At 42.8% G+C, this 14,717-nt stretch carries 14 protein-coding genes; 11 read left to right on the top strand and 3 right to left on the bottom strand.

The window, feature by feature from the left end; translation table 11 throughout:
- The first annotated feature begins 25 nt into the window (after window positions 1-25).
- The 3 genes from ACO067_RS19250 (at window position 26) to ACO067_RS19240 (ending at window position 4,891) form a co-directional block, all read left to right on the top strand.
- On the top strand, window positions 26-2,239 hold the full coding sequence (locus ACO067_RS19250; RefSeq protein ID WP_421877134.1) for a TonB-dependent receptor: 2,214 nt from the start codon (window positions 26-28) through the stop codon (window positions 2,237-2,239).
- A gap of 84 nt (window positions 2,240-2,323) precedes the next feature.
- Window positions 2,324-2,929, top strand: coding sequence for a YkgJ family cysteine cluster protein (locus tag ACO067_RS19245; protein WP_421877132.1), 606 nt, complete (start codon window positions 2,324-2,326; stop codon window positions 2,927-2,929).
- Between the two features lie 81 nt (window positions 2,930-3,010).
- The gene (locus ACO067_RS19240) at window positions 3,011-4,891 is read left to right on the top strand and encodes a serine hydrolase domain-containing protein (RefSeq protein ID WP_421877130.1); all 1,881 of its coding nucleotides are present in this window, start codon (window positions 3,011-3,013) and stop codon (window positions 4,889-4,891) included.
- Here ACO067_RS19240 and ACO067_RS19235 read toward each other — a convergent pair whose 3' ends face one another.
- Window positions 4,892-5,728 carry an aminotransferase class IV gene (locus ACO067_RS19235; protein ID WP_421877128.1) on the bottom strand — a complete coding sequence of 279 codons (837 nt, stop codon included), beginning with the start codon at window positions 5,726-5,728 and terminating at the stop codon, window positions 4,892-4,894.
- A gap of 80 nt (window positions 5,729-5,808) precedes the next feature.
- Here ACO067_RS19235 and ACO067_RS19230 point away from each other — a divergent pair, with 80 nt between their 5' ends.
- The 3 genes from ACO067_RS19230 to ACO067_RS19220 all read left to right on the top strand — a co-directional run bounded on the left by ACO067_RS19230 (window position 5,809) and on the right by ACO067_RS19220 (window position 7,467).
- On the top strand, window positions 5,809-6,246 hold the full coding sequence (locus tag ACO067_RS19230; RefSeq protein ID WP_421877126.1) for an OsmC family protein: 438 nt from the start codon (window positions 5,809-5,811) through the stop codon (window positions 6,244-6,246).
- A 126-nt stretch (window positions 6,247-6,372) separates the two neighbouring features.
- A complete protein-coding gene (locus tag ACO067_RS19225; protein ID WP_421877125.1) occupies window positions 6,373-6,930 on the top strand; it encodes an isochorismatase family protein in 558 nt (185 codons plus the stop codon).
- A 204-nt stretch (window positions 6,931-7,134) separates the two neighbouring features.
- The gene (locus ACO067_RS19220) at window positions 7,135-7,467 is read left to right on the top strand and encodes a single-stranded DNA-binding protein (RefSeq protein ID WP_421877123.1); all 333 of its coding nucleotides are present in this window, start codon (window positions 7,135-7,137) and stop codon (window positions 7,465-7,467) included.
- A 98-nt stretch (window positions 7,468-7,565) separates the two neighbouring features.
- Here ACO067_RS19220 and ACO067_RS19215 read toward each other — a convergent pair whose 3' ends face one another.
- The gene (locus ACO067_RS19215) at window positions 7,566-8,687 is read right to left on the bottom strand and encodes a 6-bladed beta-propeller (RefSeq protein ID WP_421877121.1); all 1,122 of its coding nucleotides are present in this window, start codon (window positions 8,685-8,687) and stop codon (window positions 7,566-7,568) included.
- Window positions 8,688-8,862: 175 nt separating this feature from the next.
- Here ACO067_RS19215 and ACO067_RS19210 point away from each other — a divergent pair, with 175 nt between their 5' ends.
- From ACO067_RS19210 to ACO067_RS19195, 4 genes are all read left to right on the top strand, one after another.
- Window positions 8,863-9,231: a DUF1304 domain-containing protein gene (locus ACO067_RS19210; RefSeq protein ID WP_421877119.1), complete on the top strand. Its 369-nt coding sequence runs from the start codon at window positions 8,863-8,865 to the stop codon at window positions 9,229-9,231.
- 298 nt (window positions 9,232-9,529) lie between these two features.
- Window positions 9,530-10,057, top strand: coding sequence for an RNA polymerase sigma factor (locus ACO067_RS19205; protein WP_421877117.1), 528 nt, complete (start codon window positions 9,530-9,532; stop codon window positions 10,055-10,057).
- Window positions 10,058-10,105: 48 nt separating this feature from the next.
- Window positions 10,106-11,017, top strand: a complete 912-nt coding sequence (locus tag ACO067_RS19200; RefSeq protein WP_421877115.1) for a FecR family protein — start codon at window positions 10,106-10,108, stop codon at window positions 11,015-11,017.
- Between the two features lie 10 nt (window positions 11,018-11,027).
- Window positions 11,028-13,577 carry a TonB-dependent receptor plug domain-containing protein gene (locus ACO067_RS19195; RefSeq protein ID WP_421877113.1) on the top strand — a complete coding sequence of 850 codons (2,550 nt, stop codon included), beginning with the start codon at window positions 11,028-11,030 and terminating at the stop codon, window positions 13,575-13,577.
- Here the strand turns inward: ACO067_RS19195 and ACO067_RS19190 are convergent, their stop codons facing one another.
- On the bottom strand, window positions 13,578-14,147 hold the full coding sequence (locus tag ACO067_RS19190; RefSeq protein WP_421877111.1) for a nitroreductase family protein: 570 nt from the start codon (window positions 14,145-14,147) through the stop codon (window positions 13,578-13,580).
- A 277-nt stretch (window positions 14,148-14,424) separates the two neighbouring features.
- Here ACO067_RS19190 and ACO067_RS19185 point away from each other — a divergent pair, with 277 nt between their 5' ends.
- Window positions 14,425-14,706 carry a roadblock/LC7 domain-containing protein gene (locus tag ACO067_RS19185; protein ID WP_421877109.1) on the top strand — a complete coding sequence of 94 codons (282 nt, stop codon included), beginning with the start codon at window positions 14,425-14,427 and terminating at the stop codon, window positions 14,704-14,706.
- The last annotated feature ends 11 nt before the right edge of the window (window positions 14,707-14,717 follow it).

The raw sequence follows: 14,717 nt of genomic DNA, 5'->3' as shown, positions 1-14,717 counted from the left end.
GTTCATTTTTCAAACCATATTTAAAATGAACACCGTAAAATTCCTGCTTCAAATACTTTTTCTGACTTATAGCATTTTCACTTTCTCACAAAGCATGAATACCGTGCATTCTGAAAAAGGTGAGCCCCTGAATGGCGTACATGTTCTCAATCAATCTACTGGGGAACATGCACATACCAACAAGCTTGGTGGGTTTCAACTTCCCATGACTGAAGGAGACACGTTGTTTGCTAGTCACATTGGGTACACTAGTTCTGCATACAATGTTTCAGATGAGGGATCTGTCACAATTATTCTCCAAGAAGCTATATTGAATCTGGATGAAGTAGTGGTTTCTCCGCGTATGGACGCACTGGACATTCTCACCTCCATCAATATCATGACCAACCCAGTGAATTCTTCTCAGGAAATCTTGAGAAAAGTACCCGGCTTGGTAATTGGTCAGCATGCCGGAGGCGGTAAAGCTGAGCAGATATTCCTCAGAGGTTTTGATATTGACCATGGTACAGACATCAACATCACCGTAGATGGGATGCCGGTAAATATGGTCTCTCATGCACATGGTCAGGGTTATGCCGATTTGCATTTTGTAATCCCAGAAACAATTGACAACCTCAATTTTGGCAAAGGACCTTACTACGCAGATCAGGGAAATTTTGCCACTGCAGGGTTTGTGGCGTTAAAAACTAAAAATCAGCTCAAAAACAACTTGATGAAACTGGAGGTCGGCCAATTCGACTCGCAGAGGTTTCTTGGAATGCTTCAAGTCCTCAATCAGGAAAAGCACAAAGCCTATCTGGCAACAGAATACCAACTTACTGACGGCCCATTTGATAGTCCGCAAAATTTTAACAGACTGAATGTAATGACAAAGTACAGTGGGCAACTGAGTGCGTCTGAGTATCTGGAAATCTCTGGTTCACATTTTACCAGCACATGGAACGCCTCCGGTCAAATACCGCAACGTGCTATTGACAATGGTCTGATTGATCGCTTTGGAGCAATTGATGACGCTGAAGGTGGACAAACCAGTAGAAGTAATTTCACCTTGGCATATACACGTACTTTGAAGCCACTCACCTTCATCTCCAATCGGTTTTACTATTCACATTATGAATTTGAGTTGTATTCTAATTTTACATTCTTTCTCGAGGACCCTGTCAATGGAGATCAAATCAAACAAAAGGAAAACCGAAACCTCTTTGGGCTCAAGTCAGAGTTCAATCACTCATTTCATCTGGGAGTTTTTGATGGCAATATCACTTCAGCAGTTGGATTCAGAAGTGATATGAGCTATTCCAATGAACTATCGCATACCAAAAACCGATCGACCACACTTGATACCATTCAGCTGGGAGATATTCAGGAAACCAACGTATTCACTTACACCAACTTGAGTTTGGAACTCGGTAAATGGGTGTTCAACCCAGGATTGAGACTGGATCGCTTTGACTTTAACTATACTGATTTTCTACTACCCTATGCGACTCAGGAGACTCAAAAGGCAATTCTTTCACCCAAATTCAATATCCTCTACAACACATCCAACAGACTACAGCTCTATTTGAAATCTGGGAAAGGGTTCCACTCCAATGACACCAGATTGATTACTGGCAATGTCCGCAATAACATCCTACCTGCAGCCTGGGGAAATGATCTGGGACTAATCGCTAAGCCAACTCGTGCGACGGTAGTTAACATGGCCGTTTGGCACCTCTATTCGGAGCAAGAGTTTGTCTATGTAGGTGATGCGGGCATTGTGGAGCCAAGTGGAAAATCTCGGAGAATGGGAGTTGACTTCAGTCTGAGACATCAGCCAATCTCATGGTTTTACTGGGATGTAGACATCAACCACACCATTGCCAGAGCGATGGAAGAGCCAGAGGGAAATAACTTCATTCCACTGGCACCTGACTTCACCATTATGTCCGGGGCCAACGTTATCCACCCTTCTGGCGTCTATGGAGGAGCAAGGCTGAGATTTGTAGACCATAGACCTGCAAATGAAGATAATTCCATTGTAGCTAAGGGCTACTCAATTATTGACGTAAATGCCGGATATCAATGGAAAAACCTGGATTTCAGCATCAGCATTCAAAACCTCTTCAATCAAGAATGGAACGAAACGCAGTTTGCAACCGAATCACGGCTGGCAAATGAAACGGAGCCTGTGGAAGAAATACATTTCACCCCTGGCACGCCTTTCTTTGCAAAAGGCGCTATTACCTACAAATTCTAAACGACGGACAAGAGTACTTAAAATAAATAGCCCAATCACATGTGAAAATATGCCTTGATTCCAATTAATTTTGCGCCTCGTTCTATGTCCATCGTGCGTAAAGTGAGAGCGGTTGAGCGGTTGTTCGGCCACCTCGATAAGGAAATTGCTGCATTCCGAGATACTACTAAAATCCATTGTGTGTCCGGTTGTGGCAAGTGCTGTAACAAGCCAGATATTGAAGCTAGTCCTTTGGAGTTTTTGCCTTTGGCATTTCATTGGTTCATTCACCATGAAGCCGAGTCAAAACTGGAACAGATCCGCAACAGCGATACCCCTATCTGCCATGTCTACTCGCCACTCTCTCTAGAAAACCTGACGCAGGGAAGCTGCACGCTTTACCCACATCGGGGACTCATTTGCAGACTATTTGGCTATGGAGCCAGTCGAGATAAGTTTGGTGAACTAAGACTGGTCACTTGCAAAATCATCAAGGAACAGCAAGCAGCCGATTACCTGCACGCTGTAGAGCATATCAAGCAAGGAAACTACGTCCCCATATTTTCGGATTATTACAAGAAGCTGATGCAGATTGATTTCCATTTGGGAAATCAGATCATGCCAATTAATGAAGCGATGGCTGAGGCGATAGAGATCGTCTTGAGCTATTATGCTTATAGACCTTTCCCGAGGCTAAGAAAAGTGGCCTAAAACTGTGGTGGCATCATCGCTTTCTACTCCATGATTTAATACAATTTTCTTAAATTCATAGATTCATTCAATCAACCTTCGATGAAATCTATCCAATCCATTTTTTCTGGAGTTTTAACAGTCGGAATACTTTTGATCGCTCAAACCGCTTTTGGTCAGCACAATTCTCACAAGGAGACTCCAAAATCCATCCCAGAGCTCAAAAAGGAACTCGAAAGGCTCATGGACTATCATGGTGTTCCGGCACTGGGTGTAACATTGGTTGAAGGAGACAGCATCATTTGGTCAGATGGACTGGGGCTGGCAAACAAAGCCGATAGCATCCCAGCAGATGGGCAAACGATGTTTCGGATTGGTTCCATATCCAAGATGTTCGTTTCCTTATCCATCTTAAAATTACAAGACGAAGGTAAAGTCAGTCTGTTGGATCCAGTGAGTGAATTGGTCCCGGAAATTGCGTTTAAAAATCAATGGTCTGAAACCAACCCCATCCTCGTCCAGCATTTATTGGAACACACTACCGGATGGGATGACATTCACATCACAGAGTATGCCCTGGATGCCAAAGATATGACCTTAAAAGAAGGTCTTGATTACCATCCGCACTCTAGAATATCACGCTGGGTACCCGGCACACGGTTTTCCTACTGCAACTCGGGACCACCTGTAGCTGCGTACATTGTTGAAAAAATATCAGGGATGAGCTTCGAGGACTATGTACAGCAAAACTTCTTCGACCCCATGGGTATGGAAAACATGACCTATTTCGAAAGCACTGACTACCAACTGAAAGGGGCCACACTTTACGAAGGCAATCAACCTCAACCCTACTGGAACATCATCATGCGACCATCAGGATCAATCAATGCTACTCCAAAAGACATGGGGAAGTTCGTTCGCTTTTTCGTCAAGCGTGGTTGGGTTGACAGTTTGCAACTTATTAGTTTCTCTTCCTTACAACGAATGGAAACTCCAACTAGCAACCTGGGATCAAAAGCAGGTTTGGAAATTGGTTATGGCTTATCAAACTACACTTCCAATTATGATGGATTTGTTTATCAGGGTCATAATGGTGGTGTGAATGGTGGATCGAGTGAGTTAGCTTACCTGCCTGAACATAGCTTGGGATATGCCTTTATGATCAATACGGCTGGTGGAAGTGGCTATAGTGCGATCTCTGATCTCATTCGCAGTTATCAAACGCGTAACCTTCAACCCACCAAACCGCAACGAGCTACCTTAGGCGATGCGGACTTGTCCAACATGGAAGGATACTACCGTCAGATCAACCCGCGGATTCAGCTGTTTTATTTTATCTCCAAACTAACAGAAGTAAACAGATTCTGGCAAGACTCAGACACACTGAAAAGAAAACCATTGTTTGGAGGTACTGAGAGCTCATTCCTACCAATAGCCTCCAATCAATTCATAGGTCCCGAAACTGGTAGAGTGGCTTTTGTCAGCACTGATGATCCTTTGGCTGGACAAGTAGTATATCTTGGAACCACGGTCTATGAACCTGTATCGGCATTTATTGTGTTTGGTAATTATACGATCATGGGTTTGTGGATATTAGCCATCATTAGTAGTGGCATATTATTCTTCGTTTGGCTCATCCAATTGCTAAATCACAAACTCAAAAAAGGTCCAAATTTGTGGATGCGTATTTGGCCCCTCTTCTCCAGTGCGATCGTAGTGGCTTGTTTCATCCTAGGTATGGCCGGAGCGATGGACCCATTCGAGCTGTTTGGCGCTCCTTCTTTTGTCTCTGTATCTCTGTTTGTGCTGACTATTGCTTATGCAGCCATTAGCCTCTGGTCAGTGGTGTATCTTCTGAAAGCCTATAAACTCAGAGTCAACAAAAAAGCTTATTGGTACCTGATGGCAGTGAGTTTCTTACATGTGACGGCTTCTGGTTACCTTTTCATGCACGACCTCATCGGAGTAATGACCTGGAACTAGTCAGACCCATTGTTGCTTGAATGAATCCACATACGATTTCTCCACATTGGTAAAAGTATTCATGATCATTTGAGTAATTGGTCCAGGACCTTCTGACACCTGATGATCGTCTATTTGCACAATTGGCAGTACTTTCTTAGTTGTACCGGTGATAAATACTTCCCGGGCCTCAAATAATTCTTGCATGGAAATGGCTCGCTGCTCCACATTTCCCAGTGTTTGTATTAAATACTTCCTGGTCACACCATGAAGCACCCGCTCAGCAGGTGTTATAATTTTTCCACTGGAGTCGACTATGAAAATATTGCTTCTGGTTAGTTCATGCATCAAACCCTGATGGTGATATAGCACATCAAAAGCCCCTTGTCTTTGTACTTCGTCCTGCAGCCAGATCCCCGTCATGTAATTGATCGTTTTGACATCTGGAAGATCTCGTAGGTATTCATGAGTGATCAGCTTCACTCCCTTGACAAACATCTCTGAAGTTGGGAAAGAAATGGGCTCCTGTGTGACGATCAGGTTAGGTTGACCTATGGCGAAAGCGCCGTTGCCTGTGCCGCCGGTAAGTATCAGCCGCACTCCAGATACGGGCATATTGTTTTCAGCAAACAACACCTGCAGCTTCCCAATTAGTGTCTGCTTGTCCACTGGAACCTCCAGACGTACTTTTTCAGCTCCACGATAAAACCGATCCAGGTGATCCTCCATAAAAAGTGGCACCCCATCCGACAACCTAAAAAAATCAAAAATCCCATAACCCCTCAGCAGAGCAATGTCTTGAATGGGAAGGCTGACTTCTTTCAGGTTTTTGAGTTGATCATTAAATAGGCATTTCATGGACAGCTATCAATTATGAGGAAAAACAAACATAATCATAGTCTGACCTCTTAGATAGATGAACCGATAAAAAAGATATTATGAAAAGAAAAGCACATGCAGTCTGGAAAGGAACCGGACAAGACGGAAAAGGAACACTCACCACTCCAAGTGGCGTACTGGATCGAACGGCTTACACCTTCAAGGCCCGATTTGAGGATGAAGATGGGAAAGCAGGCACCAATCCGGAAGAGCTCATTGGTGCAGCTCACGCAGGATGCTTTGCCATGGCTCTGAGCTTTGGCTTGCAGCAAGATGGCCATAAAGCTGAAGAACTGGACGTAACCGCCACAGTAAGCCTGGATCAGGTAGAAGGTGGATTCGAGATTGGCTCCATCAAGCTAGACTTAACTGGTAAGGTCCACGGTATCTCCGAAGATCAGTTCAAAGAATACGCTCAGGGTGCAAAAGAAGGATGCCCTATATCCAAGGCATTAAAAGCAGTTCCGATAGCATTGGACATCACTTTCAAGTCATAGATTCAGGGGGTTGTATCAAACTTGTTTCTGCAGTGTCAGGCGGGCTCAATGTGACATCCTTTGATGCAACCTATTTTCTTATTCTTCACATTTTGAGATTGGCTCAATTCAGTCTATTTTCAATGGATGAAAACTGCACTGGTACTGATCGATATTCAACAGGGACTGGATGAATTGGCTTTTTATGGAGGCCAGCGAAACAACCCCGTTGCTGAAAATAACTGCGCCCTTCTTCTAAGCCACTTCCGCAAGCACGATCTACCGAGGATATTTATCCAACATGACTCTACCAACCCGGCATCTCCATTACACCCCGACAAACCAGGTCATGCGATTAAAGAAGAAGTGAAACCCAACACAGATGAGACAGTTTATCACAAAAATGTCAACAGCGCTTTCATTGGTACAAAGCTCGAAGATTGGCTCCATGCTCACAGTATAGAACAAGTCATTGCGATCGGACTTACCACTGAGCACTGTATCTCCACTTCCGTACGGATGTCCGCAAATCTTGGATTCAAAACCATCCTAATTGAGGATGCCACAGCAGCCTTTCAAAAGTTTCTACCAGACGGCCAGGTGATCGATGCAGAGCTCGTTCATCAAGTAGAGCTAGCTAATCTCAGAGACGAATTTGCTGAGATATTAACCACTGACCAACTACTTAAACGGTTAAACGGATAATTTTTAACTCGTAATCATTTATTGTTAACTAACTGATTTTATGCACATTATCCGTTTGTAACCGGTTACATACGGGTATAAACGGATGTAGCCGAATAATCTCCGACTATCCCTTTTCCACTCCTCTTACTTTGCTCTCGTCAAATCGACACAAGTCATCTGCCAATCAGAGACTTCATTTTTAAACACTTAAATTTTTACATCATGACAACTTTAAGAAACAACGTACAATTAATCGGCAGATTAGGTAACGACCCACAAATCAAGACTTTTGATAGTGGAAAGAAAATGGCCACCTTCTCACTGGCAACAAATGAGAAATACCGCAACAACAAAGGCGAGCAGGTAGAGGATACCCAATGGCACAACATCGTTGTGTGGGGTAAGAAAGTAGATATTGTAGAGAACTACCTGAAAAAAGGAAGCGAAGTAGGTGTACAAGGCAAACTGGTCAACCGCAGCTACGAAAGCAATGGCGAGAAGAAATACATCACAGAGATCAACATGAATGAGTTACTCATGCTGGACAAAAAGTAATCACCGCCAACCCTATCCAGGACAAAGCCTCGAGCATTTTGCTTGAGGTTTTTTTTGTTTACAACAACATGACAGGATTCATATAATTTCTGGAGGCTCTACTTAATATCTAAAAGAATGAGCAATGGATTATCGTTCGGTTGTGGTACTGAGTCCTTAGGCATTAATTCCACATCTCTATTTTCTTCGTGAAATTTAATCAGATCTCTCGGCTCGATCAACCCATAGAAGAGGTCCTTGGCTTGTCCCATTGATCCAAGAATTCTGCATTTTGGGAGTTTAGGTGACCCAATAAAGTCTGCTAACTGAATCAATTCATTGGTTGACTTATTGATCAAAAAAGTAGAGTACTCATGACCATACATCACATTAAATCCTATGAAGCGATGACTTTCAAAAACACTTAAGGGAAATGAAACCTTTTCTTTACCCAGTATCCTCTCCCATATCTGTTCTACACCCTCTTTCAAATCCTCTTCTCTTAGAGATTTTTCTTTAAAGTCTATTTCATATTTAGGCTTTATTACCTTCTCATCATACCCATATATGAAGTAGTGATTTGGTGTAATTAATAAGGTTTCACTGCCAACGCTAATGGATCTATCCAGGTATTGACTTCCATGTTTGGAATCATAAGAAAAATCCTGAAAATAGATTAGTTTTTCTAACTCATCTGAGAATAAAGCAAAGGTATTGGCTCCCTTTTTCTCATCCTCAAAGTGAACTAATTTGCCACCCTGCACACTGTTGATATCATCAATAAATAATTCTGATCTAATCTTATTTTTCAGAACAAAGTTGTAATCGAATTCAAACAATGAGCTTAAAGACTGATCCCAAACCACTAGTCTATTTTCAACATGATCTACGTAAAATGCAAATGGGTTAAGCATTTCGCCTGGGCCTTTACCATTTTTTGTCCGGCCAATAAAATCTCCATTTTCATGGAACACATAAATTCCTTTGCCCTGCTGTATGTCTAGTATATATATTCTTCCATCCACAACTTCGATTCTATTCACCACCCCAAAAATTGATTCATCCGTTGTTTCAAGGGGAATAATCCTTACTAAATCCACTTCATACTCAGGATTATCAGTTTTTGGACCATTTTCAATATCGATTGAAATCAACTCCGCAGTAGTTTCTAATGACGAGGTTGTGCAAGAAAGCGCAATAACCAAGACAAGTAGGAAGAGTAAAATATTTGAGTAATACATTGCTAAAGTAAACTTACAATAACACTCCCAAAATGGGGAGGTAAGAATCATGGTCACTACTCACGACGGATAAAAAGTAATCACCGCCAGCCCTAACCAGGATGAAGCCTCGAGCATTTGCTTGAGGCTTTTTTTGTGAAGAATGCGTTATCTTCAGGTTTTAATCCCAAATGACATGAACCTAGCAATTCAGATACTAACCGCAGTAATCGCTCTCTTCCATGTTTACATTTTATGGTTGGAGATGTTTGCATGGACTACTCGCGGAGTAAAAGTGTTTGGGAGTAAAGCCTTCCCCACAGAGCTATTTCCAAAGACGAAAACGCTGGCTGCTAATCAGGGACTGTACAATGGATTTCTTGCTGCCGGACTGATCTGGTCGTTCCTCATAGAGGATCCAGTCTGGTCTGAAAATGTAAGACTCTTCTTCCTATCCTGTGTGGCTGTAGCTGGAATCTATGGTGGTTTGACTGCTTCTCGAAAAATCCTGATCGTTCAGGCGCTGCCTGCATTGGTTACAATCTTGCTAGTGATAATCAGATAGTAGTGCCGCCTAAAACGCCAAATACGATCAAGCCAATAAGAATGATGGTGGTAATAATCTTTGCTGTTTTCATAATAAACTAAGCTGGTAATTAAAAAATTTGGTCTGGGGAGGTGAATATAGTAAATTATTTTAAGAATACTCACCCAAACGAATGAATCCACCCATACCTCGAATGAAACGGAATATTTCTTAACTGAATGAGTTTGGCCTTATTGATTATTTACAGCACCCTTCTATTCCTTAATTGGTTCGATTGACTACTTTTGGCAATCAAAACCAACGCAACAACTCACTTATGAACTTAAGCACTGTCTGTGAAGAGCAGACATTTCAAGAAGTTCACCGCACACATGAAAAGCCACTCCGAAATTTCCTGTTCTATAAGTTTGGGGACTTGGAGAAAGCAAGGGACTTTACACAGGATGCGTTCATCAAGCTGTGGAACAACTGCAGTAAGGTGCCATTTGAAAAGGCCAAGAGCTACTTGTTTACTGTGGCTAACAGACTCTTTCTAGACGATGTAGATCATCAGAAAGTGGTATTAAAATTTCAATACCGCCAGAGTATTTCCGAATCACAAATGGAACGTAACCCAGAGTATGTCTACCAGGAAGGTGAATTTAAAACCCGGCTGGAAGAAGCCGTGTCTAGTTTGCCAGAAAAGCAACGAAGCGTATTTCTCATGAGCAGAATAGACAAGATGAAGAACAAAGAAATCGCAGAAGCTCTTGACCTATCCATCAAAACCGTGGAAAAACACATTACCTCTGCCCTCAAATCTCTGAAAGAAAACCTGGATGAATTATCTGGATTTAAAATATAAGTAGGGTTTTGGAAGCACATGTCGTTGTATTTTTAAAGGACAGGAAAAATGGCAAATCAAGAAAACCAAATCATCAAATGGCTAAATGGAGAGCTCTCAGACGAAGAGCTCTCTAAGATCATTGGAGCAACTGATTTGCGAAAGTATAAGCAAATCACCTCCGAAATAGATCAATGGGAGCCTTCATTGAGCGAAGAATATCGAGTAGATCTTAATGAAATACTAAACAAACCAAAAACGATCACCAGATCATTGAATTGGTGGAAACCTCTATCAATCGCCGCTTCCATTGCTTTGATTCTCACAGTCAGCGTTTGGTTGCTATTTTTCAATAGTGACACCACTACCTACTATGCAGATGCTGGCGAGACATTGGAGATCACTCTACCTGACGGTCAATCCAAAGTAACACTGGCTGCTGCAAGTTCTCTGACAGTGAGAAGAGGTGACTGGAAAAAAGGACGCAGACCAGTAAAACTGTCTGGAAAAGCACTATTTGATGTGGAGCCGGGTGATCCCTTTACTGTAACTACTGACGTAGGAGAAGTAGCCGTTTTGGGGACCACTTTTACGGTAGATATTTTTGATCAATCGATGCAAGTAGCTTGCTTTGAAGGAAGAGTCCGGGCTACCACTCCGGTAGGTCAGGTGGAAGTACCTGGAGGGGAAAGTTACCTATTCCACCAGGGACAATGGGAAGACATGATCCCTGTCACTGGCAGTGGTCCTTCCTGGTTACAAAACGAGCTCTCCTACACCAATGCGCCCCTGGATCAGGTCATCAAAGCCCTGGAGAAAGAGTATGATATCACTATCGAAATCAATGGTGTAGCGAAAAACCGAAGGTTCACTGGTTCTTTCCCTACTGACAATCTCAGCAAGGCCCTAAAAATTGTCTTCGATCCGCTAAACATCAATTACGAAATCAAGGGAAAGACCGTCTACCTGGCAAACAACTAGACCACCTTACATGAGAGCAACACTGACTGTATTCGCCATCGCCTGGGCAATGATAGCCGTGTGTCAAGGTTCGATGACATTGGGAGATCGTCTGTCCGCCTTTCAGCAGCTAAAGGAAATTAAAATCTCTTTTGATGCTGAACTACTGGGACTGATCACTGAGCCAAAGTCTTTGGATAATCTATCTCCCACTGACCTGATCGATTATCTTCAAAACAACTACCCATTGAAGGTAGAGCAAGTAGACAGTAGTTATTACTATGTTGTCCTGTCGGAGAGTGAATACCATATTTCCCTGCAAGATTCCCTGGGAAGTACCGAGATTATACCAGAGCTCTCTTCGGTCCTGGTCAATGGAAGTCCCATCCCATTGACAGTAAAGGATAATCAGCTTCGTTTTTCGCTCAAGCCCTCGCTCCGCGATACCATACAGATATACACTCCAGGATTTGCCAATGAGCAGCTGAAATTCAGCACACTCCTAAACCGACGCTCCTTTGAAGTCATTCTAAATCCTCAATTCATTGAATTGGAAGACCTGGTGATCCGAGACTATCTCACTGAAGGCATCAATCTGGATCCTGCTAATCAAAGTATAGACATTGACGTAAGTGCCCTGCCGCTGCTTCCAGGTGAAACCGACGGAGATTTGTTCGCGTCGCTATCTGCTTTGCCTGGAATTACCACACCAGACAACCGGGCGGGCAATCTGTACATTAGAGGGAGCTCAACGGATCAGTCTTACGTCATGCTGGATAACATTCCCATCTATAGCAAAGGACACTACTTTGGCACGATCTCACCATATAACCCAAAAGTGATTGATGAAGTGGAAGTACACCGCAATGGCTTTCATCCCAGACGTGGAGGCCGTGTGGGAGGAGCTGTAGAAATAAAGACAGAACCCAAGGAAAACGGAACTGTCAGTGGAGGCGTGGGTGCTAACACACTCTTTGCCATGGCCTATGTGAAAGCGCCGCTTGCTAAAAACAAGGTGGGTATCAATTTCGGAGCTCGACGTTCCTTCCCGACTTCATTTATCTCTCCGAAGCTAGAAGCCATTACTGAAATGGTTTATGCCGGATCCGCCATAACAGATAACGCCACAGGAGAAGTGCTGGAAGATGTCAATGTCATATTTGAAGATTATCAACTTGGGTTAACCTACCAACCTAACCCTAAAAACAGAATACACTTATCTAACATCTATACGTTTTCTAAGATTGATTACAGCATCAACTCACCACAAGGAGGTCGGTTCCCGGAACAATTTGATGGTTTTAACCTGGGATCGAGCGGTCAGTGGACATCAAAAATCAATAACAGAGTACAATCGGATTTTACCATTAGCTTGAGTGCCTATCGATCACAGTTTAGAGCCGGTGATGCACTTGATAATGAACCCATACCTACGGTCAATGGAGCCTACTCGATCAATAGCATTCAGGACTTGAGTATTTCAGAGGAAATTCAAATAATGACCACTAAAGAGAATAAACTGGATCTTGGGATAGAGTACCGTTATCAGGATGTATATGACAACTATAAAGGTCCTACGCCAAACAATAACCCGGATTACACCAGATTAAACGAAGAGTCAGCATCCACCATCAGTCCATATGCTAGTTATGCCATCAACCAGTGGAAAAACTGGTTTGTACAATTGGGTGGTAGATTAAATTATTTCAGTAAGACAAACGAAGTAGATTTTGCACCGAGGGTTTTCGCCAACTGGTTCGCCAGCAAGAACTTCACATTGAAAGGCTCTGCTGGATTTTACAATCAATACATCAGCCAGGTGAAAGTGCTGGAGTTTAGCAGTGGTGGTTTTGACAATGAACTCTGGCAGCTAGCTGATAACAATACCACCTACTCCATTCATGGCTCACAAAGTATGCTTGGTGGTGTTTGGGACCTCAACAAATGGGTCATAGATGTCGAGGCTTATTACAAAACGGCCAACAATGTGACCTACTACAGTGCGACTAAATTACTGCAAAACGCTACTTTTTTTAGAGCTGATCATGAAGCCTATGGAGTGGACTTATTCATTCGGCGCAAGTTTGGTGACTACATCGAGTCATGGCTGGGATACTCCTACAGTCAGCTGCTAGTACACACCGATACGCTAACTTATGATGGTAGGTATAGCCAACCGCATAGTCTGAATACTGGCATATCTTTCCACAAAAACAACTTCAAAACCTCCATTGGCTGGCGACTCTCCTCCGGGCTGGACGGCAATAGCATAGAGTCCGCCAACTTCCTGGCATCTTATGAAAACAACACAAATGGCAATGGCAACCCCGACGCTATAAGTGCCTTTGATAGTCGGTTTCCGATGGTACATTTTTTAGACGCCTCGATTTCTTACAAAATCCCTAAAACCGATGACCGCAAGTGGTCGTCAACTTTTGGTTTATCAGTAATCAATGTGTACAATCAGGAAAACCTGACTGACAGAGTGGTCCGTACAGGGAGTAACCCAAGAGATCCTAATATCATTGACCGGAATGCCATTGGGTTTGCGCCCAACCTAATGATTACATTCGAATGGTGATCAAAGCCATTTCACTTTGTCTTCTATAGGCGTTCTTGGAGGACGTTTATTGGGAACATTGGCATATCCCATGTAAAACAAACCGATGCATTTTTCACCCTCAGCCAGAGCCTCAAACTCGCCAAAATACTCCAGCAAATCAGGTGTGCTCCAATAAGCACCAATACCATATGCGCTAGCGGTGATCCACATGTTTTGGACAGCCATAGCCACAGACGCCACCTCCTCCCACTCGGGCACACGGTTTCGTTGATCTCGCTGCATGCAGATAGCTATGATGGCACCAGCTTTCTGAGGATTCATTTTGAGCTTCTCATATTTTGCCACCGAAAATGACTCCAGCTGATTTATGGAGCGATACTTCTCCGCCATGAAGACGCCAAACTTCTTTTGCATCTCTCCCTTCAGCACTTTGAATCGCCACGGCTGAGTCAGCTTATGAGTTGGTGCCCAGTTGGCGTTTTCCAAAATATTTTTAATTAGCTGATCAGGAATCATTTTTGGCAAATACTGGTCTGGATAAACCGATCGCCTTTCTTGCAACAGTGTATGTACCTCTTCAATCGTCATGCGGCAAAATTAAATATGAATCTCAGGCAATACCATGTTAATCCACACAAAGTTGATCAAGGGTTAACCAAAGTTCATCGAATTATAAGTAATTTACCTAGGTACTATTAGTAGGTCTTTCATATATTGCTAGAACAGAATCAGCTATTGTATTAATTCAATTCTAATAAAACATATTACGATGGCTAAAAATGACTTCATCAACCAATTTATTGAATCAGCAAAGGAAAGTTCAGACGGAATCCATGCAATTACTGTAGTTTAAATTGCATCCGGGATGTCTCTTGGATCGTTTTCAGATGGCAAACTGGATCCGGACGTAGCTAGTGCCTATAATGTAGAGGTGGTTAAATCCAAACTTAAGGCTATAGAGGCACTTGGACTAAAAGATAGCATCGATGACATATTGATCACGCTGGATACGCAATATCACCTGATTAACTGCACCGAAAAAGGTACACACATGATTTACCTGGCTGCTGATAAAAAGAAAGCCAATCTGGCACTATTGAGAGCGGTAGTTGCTAAGGGTAAAAAAGAGATTCAATCAAAACTGTAGAATGCTTAACT

Origin of the sequence: Marinoscillum sp., from assembly GCF_965229915.1 — a bacterium.
In the GTDB taxonomy this organism is placed as follows: domain Bacteria; phylum Bacteroidota; class Bacteroidia; order Cytophagales; family Cyclobacteriaceae; genus Marinoscillum.
Note: the sequence above shows the minus strand (reverse complement) of the source record. Positions and strands in the feature narration are given on the sequence as shown.

Coding starts and splice junctions, on each gene's coding strand:
- ACO067_RS19215 (WP_421877121.1), bottom strand. CDS start 8,687: ATGTATTACTCAAATATTTTACTCTTCCTACTTGTCTTGGTTATTGCG.
- ACO067_RS19230 (WP_421877126.1), top strand. CDS start 5,809: ATGAAAAGAAAAGCACATGCAGTCTGGAAAGGAACCGGACAAGACGGA.
- ACO067_RS19200 (WP_421877115.1), top strand. CDS start 10,106: ATGGCAAATCAAGAAAACCAAATCATCAAATGGCTAAATGGAGAGCTC.
- ACO067_RS19250 (WP_421877134.1), top strand. CDS start 26: ATGAACACCGTAAAATTCCTGCTTCAAATACTTTTTCTGACTTATAGC.
- ACO067_RS19205 (WP_421877117.1), top strand. CDS start 9,530: ATGAACTTAAGCACTGTCTGTGAAGAGCAGACATTTCAAGAAGTTCAC.
- ACO067_RS19195 (WP_421877113.1), top strand. CDS start 11,028: ATGAGAGCAACACTGACTGTATTCGCCATCGCCTGGGCAATGATAGCC.
- ACO067_RS19220 (WP_421877123.1), top strand. CDS start 7,135: ATGACAACTTTAAGAAACAACGTACAATTAATCGGCAGATTAGGTAAC.
- ACO067_RS19190 (WP_421877111.1), bottom strand. CDS start 14,147: ATGACGATTGAAGAGGTACATACACTGTTGCAAGAAAGGCGATCGGTT.
- ACO067_RS19225 (WP_421877125.1), top strand. CDS start 6,373: ATGAAAACTGCACTGGTACTGATCGATATTCAACAGGGACTGGATGAA.
- ACO067_RS19240 (WP_421877130.1), top strand. CDS start 3,011: ATGAAATCTATCCAATCCATTTTTTCTGGAGTTTTAACAGTCGGAATA.
- ACO067_RS19245 (WP_421877132.1), top strand. CDS start 2,324: ATGTCCATCGTGCGTAAAGTGAGAGCGGTTGAGCGGTTGTTCGGCCAC.
- ACO067_RS19210 (WP_421877119.1), top strand. CDS start 8,863: ATGAACCTAGCAATTCAGATACTAACCGCAGTAATCGCTCTCTTCCAT.
- ACO067_RS19235 (WP_421877128.1), bottom strand. CDS start 5,728: ATGAAATGCCTATTTAATGATCAACTCAAAAACCTGAAAGAAGTCAGC.
- ACO067_RS19185 (WP_421877109.1), top strand. CDS start 14,425: ATGTCTCTTGGATCGTTTTCAGATGGCAAACTGGATCCGGACGTAGCT.